The sequence below is a fragment of the Corynebacterium sp. genome, from assembly GCF_030532715.1.
Classification (GTDB): Bacteria; Actinomycetota; Actinomycetes; order Mycobacteriales; family Mycobacteriaceae; genus Corynebacterium.
Genome location: NZ_JAUNKO010000005.1, coordinates 72,598 through 86,754, shown reverse-complemented (window position 1 = coordinate 86,754; position 14,157 = coordinate 72,598). Strand labels below are relative to the sequence as shown.

The window sequence follows — 14,157 nt, the reverse complement described above, 5'->3', positions numbered from 1 at the left end:
ACCCAGCAGCGAATCTAAGCTATTCCTGAACCGCAACGCGCGAAAGTTAAAGATAGCCAAGCCTTACCGGGCGAGCCGTTAAGGAAATTATCAGAGGCTTGCCTAAGTTACGTGACGCTTCGATCAGTTTCGAACCCCCACGGGGGTGCGCAAGCACCCCCACATTCGACGAAAGGGAGACTAACCTAAAGGGCGACATTGTTAGGTTTCAAGAAAGGCAGTCCGTTATGTCGATGCCGCAGTCGCATATCCAGCGTCCTGGTGGTGACCACTCTGAAGAATCATTCGATGCTGCGTTCGGTCAGGCACAGATCCACACCCACGGAACTGACGAACTCCTCGATGAAATCGACGGCTTGCTGGAAAACAACGCGGAAGAGTTTGTTCGCTCCTACGTGCAAAAGGGTGGGCAGTGACGCTCCTGCGACGAGTCTTCGGCGTTGAAACCGAATACGGCATTACCTGCACCACCAACGGGCGCAAACGGCTAGGTCCAGACGAGCTCGCTCGATATATTTTTCGCCCCGTCGTGGAACAATACGGCAGTGCGAACGTGTTTATTGAAAACGCGGGACGGCTCTACCTGGATGTGGGTTCCCACCCGGAGTACGCCACCCCCGAATGCGATAGCCTCACCCAACTGGTGACCTACGACCGCGCTGGGGACCGCATCGTAGACGAGCTCGCCCGTCGAGCCGAGGTTTCGCTTGCCAATGAGGGCATTGCAGCGCAGGTGTTCCTTTTCAAAAACAACGTCGATTCCATCGGAAATTCGTACGGTTGCCACGAAAACTATCTCGTCAGCAGGTCGACGGTGTTGCGCACCCTCGGTGCGAAATTCCTGCCGTTTCTGGTTACGCGGCAACTCATTGTTGGCGCCGGTAAAATCCACCGCCCACTCCCAAACCTCAGCGACCAGGAGTTCGGTCTTGGATTCTGCTTGTCACAGCGGGCGGACCATGTCTGGGAGGGTGTCTCGTCGGCGACGACGCGCTCGCGGCCGATCATTAATACGCGGGATGAACCGCACGCGGATTCGCAGCACTATCGGCGCCTGCACATTATTGTCGGTGATTCAAACTTGTCGGAGCCGACGTTTGCGCTCAAAATCGGCGCCACACAATTAGTGCTCGAACTCATTGAGGCAGGCTGGCCACTCCCAGATTTCGCTTTAGAAAATGAAATCAGCGCTATCCGGGAAATTTCCCGCGATATTACCGGGAATACTCCGGTGCGGTTACGAAACGGTGCTACTGTCACCGCGTTGGAGATTCAGCGCGCCTACTGCCAGGCCGCCGCCGAATGGCTGGAGCAGCGTCCACCCTGCGAACAGGGGACCACGCCAGCTGAGTTCCGCCGTGTCCTTGACTTGTGGGAGCGTACCCTCACCGCGATTGAAACCCAGGATTTTTCCGCCGTGGACACAGAAATTGACTGGGTAATCAAGCGTAATCTGCTGCTGCGCTTCCAACAGCGTCACGGTTTTGAACTGGACCATCCGAAGCTGTTGCAGATTGACCTCGCATTTCACGACGTTCGGCCGGGCCGGGGTCTGCACTGGGCACTAGAATCGAAGGGGCTGGTACAACGTTGGGTCACTGACTCCGATGTTTCCGACGCTGTCGCTGGAACACCGCCGCAGACCACGCGGGCGCGGCTGCGCGGGGAGTTTTTGCGCCGCGCGTTTGCTACGGGCACGCCGGTGACGGTGGATTGGATGCGTCTCAAGGTGAACCAACTTGCCGCAAAAAGCGTTGAATTAGGCGATCCATTTGCCACAACCAACGCGGAAGTTGACGAATTATTGGCATATATGGATTCCCTTTAAGGTGGCGTGTATATGGTTGCTCGTGATCGCGTGATTGAACGCTTGACTAATTTAACGTTCGCGTTTCTCAATGCTGATCGTTTCGGCCGGAAGTTTCTCTCCCCGCAGTGGATTCACCAACACGTGGATGGTTATGCGGAATATTCCGCAGCATCCTTTCACACGGTGTTTACGCGGGACCGTGCGATTTTGGCCAAGGTTGGCGTGCCGATTGAGTCCGTGGCGCAGGCTGGCTACCGGTTGCAACGGGAGCGCTATATGCTGCCGCCGGTGAGTTTTACCCCTGCGGAAGCTACCGTGCTTGGCCTCGCCGGGGAACTAGGGTTCGACCCCGACTTGGGGGCGTTTGCGCGTTCTGGGTGGACTAAGCTCGCGGCGGGCGGCGCCGATCGAATGCTGCATTCCGCGCCGCGATTCACCGCCGTAAACGATATTTCGACCTTGTCTGCTCGGCACTTAGACTCGCTGCTGAACGCCACGCGCCGCGGGGATCGAATAGAGTTTCAGTACCGCTCGGGGCGGGCGGCGCAAACCACGACGCGCACCATGGACCCGTGGGGCATTGTCAACGTGCGCGACCGGCTCTACCTCGTCGGTTTCGACATCGACCGCGACGCACCACGGTCGTTCCGCATCACGCGCGTGGGCGACATCGCCGTCATTGGCGGCGGCGAGCACCCGCGCCCAGATGAGGATTTGCAACATGTGGTCGAAAAGTTGTTGCGCACTGGGCAGCAACTTATCGACGCCCACCTCTCCATCACCCCAGACCGCGCCTATGAGCTTTCCACTCGCGGTACCCAACGGGCGGACGGCACGTGGGATCTCATTGGTGTGGATCAAGATTGGCTGATTCGCACCGCAGCGGCGTACGCGCCGCATGCCGTCGTGTTGAGTCCGAGTGAGATCCGCGACGCTGTGGTTGCACATTTACACGAGGCAGAGGAGGAATACCGTGGCGCATAGTTCCGCACGCCTAGAAGATTTAGTTCGCATGTTAAACCTGCTGCCTTATTTCGAGGCACATCCGGACCGAACGTTGATGGAAGCCGCCGCCGACTTGGGCCGCACCCCAGCCGAAATCAAAACGGATTTGGACCGTTTGTGGTGCTGTGGGTTACCCGGGATGCTGCCCGATGACCTCGTGGATTTAGAGCACAGTTACCTCGGCGTGAATGTCACCAACAATCAGGGATTGGATCAGCCGCTGCGTCTCACGCAAACCGAGGCCGGTGCACTGCTGCTAGCATTAGACTCGTTGGAAAACGTGGCGGGGTTGACAGACCGTTCCGCCGTGCTGAGCGCCGCCGAAAAATTGCGGAGCATTATGCAAGATCAAACCGTGGCAGTAGTGGATTCCATCGCTGGTGAGATTCCCACGGAACCGGTACTGGAGGCAATCCGGCAGGCGATGGAGCAGCAACACCGGCTGAGCTTCCGCTATCACAGCGCTTCCACCGATAAGGTGACGGTACGTGAGGTGTCCCCGGCGCGCGTGTTTGCCCACGAGGGTGTGACCTACCTGACGGCTTGGGACGCTGAGGCAGGGGCACACCGCACGTTTCGGGCGGATCGTATGACCGAGGTTTCGGTGGTGAATCGGCCGGCTGAACCGCACACTGATTTGCTGCGTTTTGATGCCAAGAATCCGTTCGATTTCGGCGCGGACGAGGTACAGTTGCGCATCCGTGCGTCGGCCGTGTGGTTAGCCGATTATTTCCCCATGACCCTTGGCAAGCAGCTGGATGACGCCTGGTTTGCGGCGACGATGCCGCTGCTCAGCGAGGATTGGGTTGTTCGGTTCGCCCTGAGCAATGCTGATCGGGTTAGTATTGTTGCACCAATGTCCTTAGTTTCAGCCATTGCGACGCAATCTCGATCTGCACTGGCAGCGTATGATGAAACATCAGACAAATAACTTCCAGCTTGGAGGAAGATATCATGCCTAACTTGGGCCCCACCGAACTCATTATTATCGCTGTACTCGTGGTGCTGCTCTTCGGCGCAAAGAAGCTCCCCGACGCAGCACGTTCGCTTGGACGTTCTATGCGCATTTTCAAGTCGGAGGTGAAGGAAATGAGCCGCGACGACGAACTGCAAGAGCAGCGCGCCATCTCCCCGCAGCCCATCCAGCAACCCGTCCAGCCGGTGCAGCAACCACCGGTGCCACCACAGCAGCAAACAACCCCGCAACAGCAACAGTAGTGGGGTAGCAGCGTCGTCTCATGAGCACCGCTGAGCGTAAAACGTCCAAAAAGAAGAAGCGCCCGGCCGATGGTTCCATGTCATTGGTGGAACACATTCAAGAGCTGCGCCGCCGGATGATTATTTCCTTGATCGCGCTTGCCGTGGGCACGATCGTGGGTTTCTGGTGGTACCAGGCGAATCCGTTTGGGATCCCCTCCCTCGGAGAGATCTTGCGCGGCCCTTATTGCAGCCTGCCCCCGGAAGCACGCGCAAGCTTCACTGCCGACGGCGAATGCAAGCTGCTGGCCACGGGCCCGTTTGAGATGTTTATGCTGCGGTTAAAAGTCGGCTCGCTGGCAGGCGCGGTGTTCGCCTCCCCAGTGTGGCTTGCGCAATTATGGGGTTTCATTACCCCAGGGTTGATGAAGAACGAGCGCCGCTGGACGTTTTCCTTCGTCTCTATCGCGGTAGTGTTGTTCGTATGCGGCGCCGTGCTCGCATACTTTGTCATCGCGCTCGGCCTATCCTTTCTGCTCACCATCGGTGCGGATAGCCAAACAACAGCGCTAAACGGCGAGCAGTATTTTAACTTCCTGCTCGCATTTTTGGTCATTTTCGGTGTGAGCTTCGAAGTGCCGCTCATTCTCGCCATGCTGAACATCGCGGGCGTGATCAGCTACGAGCAATTGCGCACGAAGCGCCGGCTGATTGTGATGCTGCTGGCCGTGTTCGCAGCCTTCATCACACCCGGCCAGGACCCATACTCCATGGTGGTCTTGGGCTTTGTTCTGGTGATCTTGGTGGAGATTGCTATCCAGTTCGCCAGGTTGAACGATAAGCGCCGAAACCGCACCCGCCCAGACTGGCTGGATGTGGGGGATGATGAGTCTTCGCCGATTGTTGCGGCCGGTGGGGTCGGCGCTTCGGGCGGGATCGCGGCGTCGACAAGCATTGATGCGCCAACGCCGGCGTCGGAAATTTTGCCGAACATGCGGGGCGCGGAGCTACGCGGAAATCTTGCGGAACGTAGCGGTTCAGACTTCGACGACGTGCTGTAACCGGGTAAGTTGAAGGCATGAGCCACCTCGCCGAATTTACCGCTGCCTTGAAGTTTCCCCTGGATCCGTTTCAGATTCAGGGTTGCCGCGCTGTGGAGGAAGACCGCGGGGTGTTGGTGTGCGCGCCCACCGGTGCCGGCAAAACCATCGTCGGCGAATTCGCCGTTTCGCTCGCGCTTTCGCGCGGCACGAAGTGTTTTTACACCACGCCGATTAAGGCGCTGAGCAACCAGAAATACCATGATCTCGTCGCGGAACACGGCGAGGAAACGGTCGGATTGCTCACCGGCGACGTTTCCATCAACGGCAATGCCGAGGTGGTGGTTATGACCACCGAAGTGTTGCGCAATATGATTTACGCGGAATCCCCGACGTTAGAACGTTTAAGCCATGTGGTGATGGACGAAATCCACTTCCTGTCCGACGTATCCCGCGGGGCGGTGTGGGAAGAGGTCATCCTGAACCTTGACGAGCACATCCGCATTATTGGCCTTTCCGCAACCGTCAGTAACTCGGAAGAATTTGGCGCGTGGTTGTCCACGGTCAGGGGCGACACCGATGTTATTGTCTCCGAGGTGCGCCCCGTACCCCTCGAGCAATGGATGATGGTTGGCCGCAAGGTGTTTCCCATGTTCGAACCAGATACCGGCGGCCAAGTGAATCGCGCATTGCAGCAGTCCGTCACCCGCCTCGAGCATCGCGAACATGTGCGCGAGAAGTGGTCGGAAGATACGGGCGGGTTTCGCGCACGATCGTCCGGAAAACGCCCCGAACGCACCCCCACAGGGCCCCGCGCACAGGGGGAGTTCCGCCCCTTGGGACGCCCAGAAGTGTTGCGAATACTGCAGGGCAAAAACATGTTGCCGGCGATCACTTTCATTTTCTCTCGCGCTGGTTGCGACGGTGCGCTTATGCAATGTTTGCATTCGCAGCTTGACCTCACCACGGAGGAAGAAGCCGAACTTATCGGCGAAATTGTCGATCGCGGGGTGAGCGACATTCCTCCCGCCGACCTTGAGGTGCTGCGTTTCCGGCAATGGAAGCGCGCACTCCAGCGAGGATTCGCGGCACACCATGCGGGGATGCTGCCCGCATTTCGTCACATTGTGGAGGAGCTCTTCGTGCGGGGTTTGGTGCGCGCGGTGTTCGCCACCGAAACCCTAGCGTTGGGCATCAACATGCCGGCGCGCAGCGTGGTGTTGGAAAAGTTGGTGAAGTTCGACGGCGAGGCCCACGTGGACCTTACACCAGGGCAATACACCCAGCTCACGGGCCGTGCGGGTCGCCGCGGCATCGATATTAAAGGCAACGCCGTGGTGCAATGGTCACCCGCAATGGATCCAAAGGCCGTGGCCGGGTTGGCATCCACCCGCACCTACCCGCTCGTATCCACGTTCCAACCTGGGTACAACATGAGCGTCAACCTGCTCTCCACGGTAGGCTACGAACAAGCCCACCGGCTGTTGGAAAAATCATTCGCACAGTATCAAGCGGATGAGTCCGTGGTGGATGAGATTCGGGACGCCGAACGCGCCGAAAAAACTGTCGCGGAGCTGTCGCGCGAATTCGCCGCGGCGATCCAGCAATGCGCCCCCGACGATGTGGAAAACCCAGAGCAGGTGTTCCGCGAATACCTCTCGCTGCGCCACAAACTCACCCAGGAGGAGCGCAACGCGAAACGCCGCAACCTTGAAGAACGCCACCGGGAAGTCAAGGCGGTGCTGCGCAAAGCGCAACTCGGGGATGTGCTCGCCTTGCCGGGTAAAAAGAAGCCGCTGCTTGCGGTGGTGGTGCGGGTTGCGGAAAACCCCCGGGAGCCACGCCCGTGGGTGACCATGGAAACTGGGTGGTCGGGCCGCATTGACGCCGAATCGTTTGCCAATCCACCGATTGTGGTAGGGCACATGCGCTTGCCACGGGACGTGACCCACAAGCCACGGCGCACCACCAATACGATTGTGGAGTCGTTCCGCCGGGGTGATTATCCGCGCCCGAAGCGTCTGAAGCACCAGGCGCGGGTGCGTGGCGGGCAGGTCGTGGCCGGGTTGCGGGCGGAGATTCGCGCGCACGAGGCACACAAGTGGGAACAACGCGAGCACCTAGCCCGGTTGGGCGAGCGGTTGGTGCGGCGAGAGCGGGAGCTCGCCCAGCTGCGGGGGCAGGTTTCTGCCGCCGTGGACACCTTGGGCAAGCATTTCGACCGCATCCTCGATTTGCTGGAAGAGATGGACTATGTGGAGTTCGATTCGCAACGCGTGCCCACGATCACTGTCGAAGGTGAACGGTTAGCCAACATTCACAACGAGTCGGACCTGTTGGTAGCACAGTGTTTGCGGCGCGGCGTGTGGGACGGCCTTGACCCCGCCGAACTCGCTGGGGTGGTCAGCATGTGCACGTTTGAAAACCGCAAGGAGACCAAGCGCGTCCCGCAGGCGGCGACGGACGCAATGGCGAACGCGATGAACAACACCGAACGCATTTGGGAGGAACTGGTGGTTGATGAGCAGCGCCACAACCTGCCAGCTACCCGGGAGCCGGAGGCGGGGTTTTCGTTGGCGATTCACCAATGGACCGCGGGTGCGCCACTCGGGTACTGCATGGCGGCGGCCGCGCAGTGCGGCGCGGAGCTGACGCCCGGCGATTTTGTGCGCTGGTGCCGCCAGGTCGTCGACCTATTAGAACAAGTGCGCGCTACAGGATATTCGCGGGAGATCCGTCGCACCGCCCAGCAGGCCATTGAGGCGATTCGACGCGGGGTGGTGGCGATCGGTGCCTAGTTCGACGTTGGGCGCAGGGCGGTACGCGCCGTCGCCTTCCGGAGATTTGCATTTTGGGAATCTGCGCACCGCGATGCTGGCGTGGCTGTGTGCCCGCTCTACCGGACGCGCGTTCTACATGCGCGTGGAGGATATTGATTCCGGCAGGTCCTCGGCGCAGTCCGCGCAACGCCAATTGGCGGACCTCGCGGATATCGGGCTGGATTGGGATGGCGAGGTGCTGTATCAGCACACGCGGTTTCCCGCTTATGAGGACGCGTTGCGTCGGCTGCCCACCTACGAATGCTACTGCTCACGAAAAGATATTCGTACTGCGTCGGCGGCTCCGCATGCGGCGCCGGGGTCGTATCCGGGGACCTGCCGGGACTTGAGTGAGGCGGAGCGAGACCAACGCCGCGAAGTACTGCGTGCGCAGGGTCGGGTACCTGCGCTGCGCTTGCGGAGCACGGTGAATTCGTGGACCGTGACGGACGAATTCGCGGGGGAATATTGCGGGCTGGTGGATGACATGGTGCTCAAGCGCGCCGACTGGGCGTACAACCTCGCCGTGGTCGTTGACGATGCGCATCAAGGCGTCGACCAAGTTGTGCGTGGCGACGACCTGCTTTCCTCAGCGCCGCGCCAAGCGTACCTCGCCCACTTGTTGGGTTTGGAAACACCCCATTACATCCACGTGCCGCTGGTGCTCAACGCTGCGGGGCAGCGCCTTGCCAAGCGCGATGGTGCGGTAACCTACCGCGAACTCGGCGCCGACACGCTCAAACTTATCGGCGAATCCTTGGGTTTCCCCGGCGCCGCCACCGCCATGGAACTGTTGGAACGGTTCAGCATTGCGGGTATCCCGCGGCAGCCTGTCATTTGGAAATAGTCCGATGCACCTATGATGGGGCGCATGTCTACCTTATTTCCAACGCACGTCTACGCTGATCGCCTTACCCGTGCGGCCGCGGCGGCGCGAGACGCCGGCCTCGACGGCTTGATTTTTGGCACCGGTCCGGAACTGGCCTACCTCACTGGCTCGTGGATGCAAACTTACGAGCGGTTCACGGGTTTGGTCATTCCGGCAACCGGCACGCCGACCATGCTGCTGCCCGCAGTAGATCGGGGCGATCTTGCCCATTCCGCAATACCCGAACTTGATATCGAAGTCTGCGGCTGGGTGGACGGGGAAGCGCCCCACACGCTAGCGGTGGCCGCATTAGGTGACCTGCCCACGGCCCCGACCATCGGCCTGGGTTCCTCCCTCACCGCGGACCACGTGCTTCCGCTGCAGGGGTTGTTACAGGGCACTACGGTTCTCGCGAGCCATGTGCTCAAAGAGCTGTTCATGCGCAAGGACGCAGCGGAAATCAGCGCGCTGCGAGAGGCTGGCGCCGCCATCGACCGCGTGCACGCCATGGTGCCAGAGTTGTTGGTACCAGGCCGCACGGAAGCGCAAGTCGCCGCCGAGCTGGAACGTTTGATCCTGCAAGAGCATGCCAGCGTGGATTTCATCATCGTCGGCTCCGGGCCAAACGGCGCCAATCCGCACCATGCGTACTCGGATCGCGTGCTGGAGCTTGGCGACGTCGTCGTCGTGGATATCGGAGGCACGTTCGGCCCGCATTACCATTCGGATTGCACCCGCACCTACATCGTGGGCGGCCCTCAGCAACCGGTAGCGGACCCCGATTTCGCTCGCCTGTACGGTGTGCTCGAGCAGGCCCAAGCCGCCGCGGTGCGCGCGGTTCGCCCCGGCGTGACCGCCGCGAGTATCGACGCCGTGGCGCGCGACGTAATCACCGAAGCAGGTTTCGGTGAGGACTTTATCCACCGCACCGGCCACGGCATTGGCCTGTCGCTGCACGAAGAGCCGTTTATCATGGCCGGAAACGAACTGGTGTTGGAGCCCGGCATGGCGTTTTCGGTGGAGCCCGGCATTTACCTTGAAGGCCGCGTCGGGGCACGCATCGAGGACATCGTGATCGTCACTGAACACGGCTGCGAATCCGTAAATAATCAACCCCATGGGCTCCAATAATGGGTACCATTGTGCTCTTTGGCGGCACCAGCGACATCGGCGTCGAACTCGTCGAGCAATTGTACGAAGGCCAGAAGGTGGTCGTGGCGGCTCGTCGCCCAGAAGCGGTGCACCTCCCCAACGTCGCGGAAGTGGAAGTGGTGCCCTTTGAGGCGACGGATTACGCCTCGCACCGCGATGTCGTCAAGCAAATACTGAGTTTCGGCCCAGTGGAGACAGCGATTGTGGCGTTTGGGGTGCTTGGCGATCAGCGCCGCGCGGAACACGACGAGGCCCACGCCGTGGAAATCGCAAGTGTGGACTACACGGCTCAAATATCTGTGCTCACGGTATTGGCGGACGAATTGCGCTCTCAAACTGCGCCTGCAACACTCGTGGCGTTTTCGTCGATCGCGGGTTGGCGCGCCCGGCGACCAAACTTCGTGTACGGTTCCACCAAAGCTGGCCTCGATGCGTTTTGCCAAGGGCTTACCGACGCCCTGCACGGTACAAACAAACGTGTAATTACGGTGCGTCCTGGGTTTGTTATTGGATCCATGACCGCCGGCATGAAACCCGCGCCGCTGTCGGTGTATCCGGAAGATGTCGCCCGTGCCGTGGCGGAGCGAATGCGTCGCCCTGGGTCCGCAACGTTGTGGGTGCCGAGGAAGTTGCGCTTTGTTGCGGCGCTGATGCGCTTGGTGCCGCGCCCCGTGTGGCGCCGCATGCCGCGTTAAAAACCCAGTACGATTGTTGCCTATGACGCAATTGGCTGCGAAACGGCACCCCACCGATCCGAATACCCCCATTGAGGTGGTTGGCATCGGTGCGGATGGGTTCCCAAGCTTAACGGACGCGGCGCGTCAGGCGCTGATCAACGCCGACGTGATTGTCGGTTCGTGGCGGCAATTGAACCTTCTGCCGGAGCAGTGTCGCGCCGAACGCCGCCCCTGGCCGTCCCCGCTCGTACCTTCGATCGAGCCGCTATTTGAGGAGCTGGCTGGCCGCCGCGTGGCCGTCCTCGCCTCGGGGGACCCCATGTTCCACGGTATTGGCACCACCTTGGTGCGAATCCTTGGGGCGCAGCGTCTGCACATCCACTCGGCGCCGTCATCGGTTGCGCTCGCCTGCGCCCGCCTCGGATGGGCAGTAGATCGCACCCCCGTGGTGTCCTTGGTGACAAAACCCGTGGCTAGCGTCGTGCCGTTCGTCGACGGTGGGCAGCCTTTTATGGTGTTATGCCGCGATGAAACCAGCGTGGGTGAGGTGGCCGCACTGCTCCAAGCCGTGGGCCACGAGGCCGCGAAACTCACCGTGCTCAGCGACCTCGGCAGCCCTGACGAGCAGGAGCTCAATGGCACCGCCGCCTTGCCCCCATTACCCGTCAGCGAATTGAACGTGCTTGCGGTGGTGCCGCAGGGCCCTACGCACAGCTGCGTGCCGGGACTGCCGGATGCAGAATACGAAAACGATGGGCAGCTCACCAAGCGCGACATCCGCGCCTTGACTGTGTCCGCGCTCGCCCCGAGACCGGGGGAGACCTTGTGGGACATCGGGGGTGGTTCCGGCTCCATCGCCATCGAAGCGATGCGCGCCGAACCGCAACTGTCCGCATATTGTTTCGAGGTCAACCACGAGCGTAAAGCGCGGATAGCCCGCAACGCCATGGCCCTCGGTGTACCCACGCTGAAGGTTCTCGGTGCCGCGCCAAAGGCATGCGTTGACGCCCCAACCCCAGACGTAATTTTCATAGGCGGAGGGTTAACCTCCCCCGCGTTATTCGAAACGGTGTGGGCGGCGCTTCCAGTGGGGGGCCGGTTAGTGGCCAACGCCGTAACAGTAGAATCCGAACAAAAACTCTGGCGCCTACGCAAGCAATACGGCGGCGAAATGGTACGCATTGCTGTCGCTCACGAATACCACGTGGGCACGTTTACCACGATGAAGCCCGCCTTGCCGGTCGTTCAATGGCGCGTGACCAAGGAGAACAACTAACGTGACTGTGTATTTTATTGGCGCGGGGCCGGGCGCGGCGGACCTGCTGACGCTACGGGCAGACAAGCTGATCCGCAGCTGCCCGATCTGCATGTATGCGGGCAGCATTGTGCCGCCGGAGGTGCTTGCACATTGCCCACCGGATGCGGAGATCATCAACACGGCTCGCATGCCGCTTGTTGAAATCACCGCAATCTTCCAGCGCGCCCACTCCGAGGGGAAGGATATCGCCCGCTTGCAATCCGGCGATCCGTCCGTATATTCGGCGTTGGCAGAGCAGGCTCGCAAGCTGACGGAATTGGGTATTCCTTATGAAATTGTGCCCGGCGTGCCGTCCTTTGCCGCGGCCGCTGCGGTACTCGGTCACGAGTTGACGGTGCCGACGGTGGGACAAACCGTAATCCTCACCCGCGTCAACGGCCGCGCCTCCCAAATGCCCGCAGGCGAGGATTTAGCGACGCTCGGCGCCTCCCGTGCCACCTTATGCATCCACCTCGCCGCGCATGACATCGAACGTGTTGTCGCCGAACTTGAACCGAACTATGGTTCGGATTGCCCGGCTGCCGTCGTGGCGTTCGCGTCACGGCCCGAGGAGGTCATCCTGCGTGGCACGCTCGCCGATATCGCAGCGAAGGTCCGCGCCGCCGGTATCAGCCGCACCGCCATCATTATGGTGGGTCGCGTGCTCGGCGCCGAAGGTTTTCCGGATAGCTTTTTGTATTCCAATGATCGCCCCCGCGATGCGGAGGGCAGGACCATTCCATGCGCGCATTAATTCTCGGCGGCACGCGCGAAGCCAGGGACCTTGCCCAGTTGCTGCAAGCAGATAATTGGCATGTGACCAGCTCCCTTGCCGGCCGAGTCAAGCAACCCGCGCTGCCCGTAGGTGAGGTCCGCATCGGAGGCTTTGGCGGTCCGGCTGGATTGGCTGCCTGGCTGTTGGAGGAACGCGTCGAGGTAGTCATTGATGCTACTCATCCGTTTGCTGAACGCATCAGCGTTTCCGCCGCAGAGGCTACACGTGCGACGGGGATTCCGCTGATAGCTTTGCACCGTCCTGCGTGGGAACCCCAGCCGCGTGACCACTGGATTAACGTGGCGGATATGGCGGAGGCGGCGCGGGTAGTCGCTCGCGAATTCCACCACGTGTTCCTCACGGTGGGCCGCCAGCAATTGGCAGCGTTTGCCCGTGATCCGCACAATTTGTATGTGATTCGATGCGTAGATCCACCGGAGGTGGATTTACCGAAGCGTCATCGTATGATTTTCTCCCGCGGGCCGTTTACCGTGGAAGGGGAGAAGCAGCTGCTTCGCGACAATCAAATCGACTGCGTAGTCACTAAGAATTCCGGTGGGGACCTCACGCGCGCGAAACTCGATGCGGCGCGCGAGCTTGGCGTGGCGGTGGTGATGGTGCAGCGCCCACAATTGCCGGGCGGGCCGCAGGTGCGGGTGGTGCATACTGCCCAACAAGCACGCGACGAGGTCTACAACGTGTAAACCCGCTGCGATGCGTGGATGCCAACATATTATGGAGTGGACACGTTGCCCACTTGTACACCGAAAAGGATTCTCTCAGGTGCTGTCCACTCCTAACTTCTCAACTGAAGATTTCACGGTCATTATCAACAATCTCGATGACACCTTTACCCTCCGCGCCGACGGCCGTTCGTGGATCACGCAGATTGGCGATTGGGATTTGAGCGCGGCGGATATTGCCACCGTACTGGTTAACATTCCCTCACTCCCGGACACGACCGCACGGTGGTGGGTCCTGAACCCGGATCCCGCTGAGGGCAATGCGACGTTGCAACTGCTCAGCGCTTACCCCTTTACCGAAGCGCCTACGGTAGTGGAGCTTTTCATCGAGGCCGACCAAGGCTATTTCGAAGTCAACGTACAGGACAAGCCGAACCCCGTGCGCAAGGAAGAACTTTACAACGATTCCTGGCTGCCGAGCGAATACCTTTCCGACGTCGAGGACGCCGGCTACACCGTCACCTCACCGTGGATTGTGCAACCCGTCCTCGACCAAGATGGGCAGCATCGCGTCCTGCGGTGCGTGGCAATTGCCTCACCGATGAACGCGGAGGAATGGGTACCTATCTGGACGGAAGTCCAATAACCTAGCAGATAACCGACGATAGCGGGGGTGCAGCACTGCCCCCGCATTGTGTATTTTAAAACGTGTCTAAGGTCACGGGTATTTTATTTCTAGCTTTAAAACGCTCTGGCTAAACTTTTTATCAATTTCTCTCAGGAACTGCGCGAGACGGCTTCACAAGGGCTATCTCACCGCATTTCATGGGACTC

At 60.2% G+C, this 14,157-nt stretch carries 14 protein-coding genes; all 14 read left to right on the top strand.

Features of this window, described 5'->3' with window-relative positions:
* Positions 1-227 precede the first annotated feature (227 nt).
* The 14 genes from Q4D83_RS08945 (at position 228) to Q4D83_RS08880 (ending at position 13,969) form a co-directional block, all read left to right on the top strand.
* Positions 228-416 (top strand): ubiquitin-like protein Pup, encoded by a 189-nt coding sequence (locus Q4D83_RS08945; RefSeq protein ID WP_303174855.1) that lies wholly within the window; start codon positions 228-230, stop codon positions 414-416.
* Complete coding sequence (gene pafA / locus Q4D83_RS08940; RefSeq protein ID WP_303174852.1) at positions 413-1,828, top strand: Pup--protein ligase; 1,416 nt, start codon at positions 413-415, stop codon at positions 1,826-1,828. Before Q4D83_RS08945 ends, pafA begins: the two co-directional genes overlap by 4 nt.
* A gap of 12 nt (positions 1,829-1,840) precedes the next feature.
* Entirely contained in the window at positions 1,841-2,794 is a 954-nt protein-coding gene (locus Q4D83_RS08935; RefSeq protein WP_303174850.1) for a YafY family protein, read from the top strand.
* The gene (locus Q4D83_RS08930) at positions 2,730-3,746 is read left to right on the top strand and encodes a helix-turn-helix transcriptional regulator (RefSeq protein WP_368502206.1); all 1,017 of its coding nucleotides are present in this window, start codon (positions 2,730-2,732) and stop codon (positions 3,744-3,746) included. Before Q4D83_RS08935 ends, Q4D83_RS08930 begins: the two co-directional genes overlap by 65 nt.
* A gap of 23 nt (positions 3,747-3,769) precedes the next feature.
* Positions 3,770-4,033 (top strand): Sec-independent protein translocase subunit TatA, encoded by a 264-nt coding sequence (gene tatA / locus Q4D83_RS08925; protein ID WP_303174846.1) that lies wholly within the window; start codon positions 3,770-3,772, stop codon positions 4,031-4,033.
* A 20-nt stretch (positions 4,034-4,053) separates the two neighbouring features.
* On the top strand, positions 4,054-5,073 hold the full coding sequence (tatC, locus tag Q4D83_RS08920; RefSeq protein WP_303174844.1) for a twin-arginine translocase subunit TatC: 1,020 nt from the start codon (positions 4,054-4,056) through the stop codon (positions 5,071-5,073).
* A 17-nt stretch (positions 5,074-5,090) separates the two neighbouring features.
* Positions 5,091-7,850 (top strand): RNA helicase, encoded by a 2,760-nt coding sequence (locus tag Q4D83_RS08915; RefSeq protein ID WP_303174841.1) that lies wholly within the window; start codon positions 5,091-5,093, stop codon positions 7,848-7,850.
* Positions 7,843-8,718: a tRNA glutamyl-Q(34) synthetase GluQRS gene (gluQRS, locus tag Q4D83_RS08910; RefSeq protein WP_303174840.1), complete on the top strand. Its 876-nt coding sequence runs from the start codon at positions 7,843-7,845 to the stop codon at positions 8,716-8,718. Before Q4D83_RS08915 ends, gluQRS begins: the two co-directional genes overlap by 8 nt.
* A gap of 24 nt (positions 8,719-8,742) precedes the next feature.
* Positions 8,743-9,870: a Xaa-Pro peptidase family protein gene (locus tag Q4D83_RS08905; RefSeq protein ID WP_303174838.1), complete on the top strand. Its 1,128-nt coding sequence runs from the start codon at positions 8,743-8,745 to the stop codon at positions 9,868-9,870.
* The gene (locus Q4D83_RS08900; protein WP_303174836.1) at positions 9,870-10,586 is read left to right on the top strand and encodes an SDR family NAD(P)-dependent oxidoreductase; all 717 of its coding nucleotides are present in this window, start codon (positions 9,870-9,872) and stop codon (positions 10,584-10,586) included. The genes Q4D83_RS08905 and Q4D83_RS08900 overlap by 1 nt, the downstream gene beginning before the upstream one ends.
* A 22-nt stretch (positions 10,587-10,608) precedes the next feature.
* Positions 10,609-11,844, top strand: a complete 1,236-nt coding sequence (gene cbiE, locus Q4D83_RS08895) for a precorrin-6y C5,15-methyltransferase (decarboxylating) subunit CbiE (RefSeq protein ID WP_303174834.1) — start codon at positions 10,609-10,611, stop codon at positions 11,842-11,844.
* 1 nt (position 11,845) lies between these two features.
* Positions 11,846-12,619, top strand: a complete 774-nt coding sequence (cobM, locus tag Q4D83_RS08890; RefSeq protein ID WP_303174833.1) for a precorrin-4 C(11)-methyltransferase — start codon at positions 11,846-11,848, stop codon at positions 12,617-12,619.
* Positions 12,607-13,344 carry a cobalt-precorrin-6A reductase gene (locus Q4D83_RS08885; RefSeq protein ID WP_303174832.1) on the top strand — a complete coding sequence of 246 codons (738 nt, stop codon included), beginning with the start codon at positions 12,607-12,609 and terminating at the stop codon, positions 13,342-13,344. Before cobM ends, Q4D83_RS08885 begins: the two co-directional genes overlap by 13 nt.
* A 79-nt stretch (positions 13,345-13,423) precedes the next feature.
* Positions 13,424-13,969 (top strand): hypothetical protein, encoded by a 546-nt coding sequence (locus Q4D83_RS08880; protein ID WP_303174830.1) that lies wholly within the window; start codon positions 13,424-13,426, stop codon positions 13,967-13,969.
* Positions 13,970-14,157 lie beyond the last annotated feature (188 nt).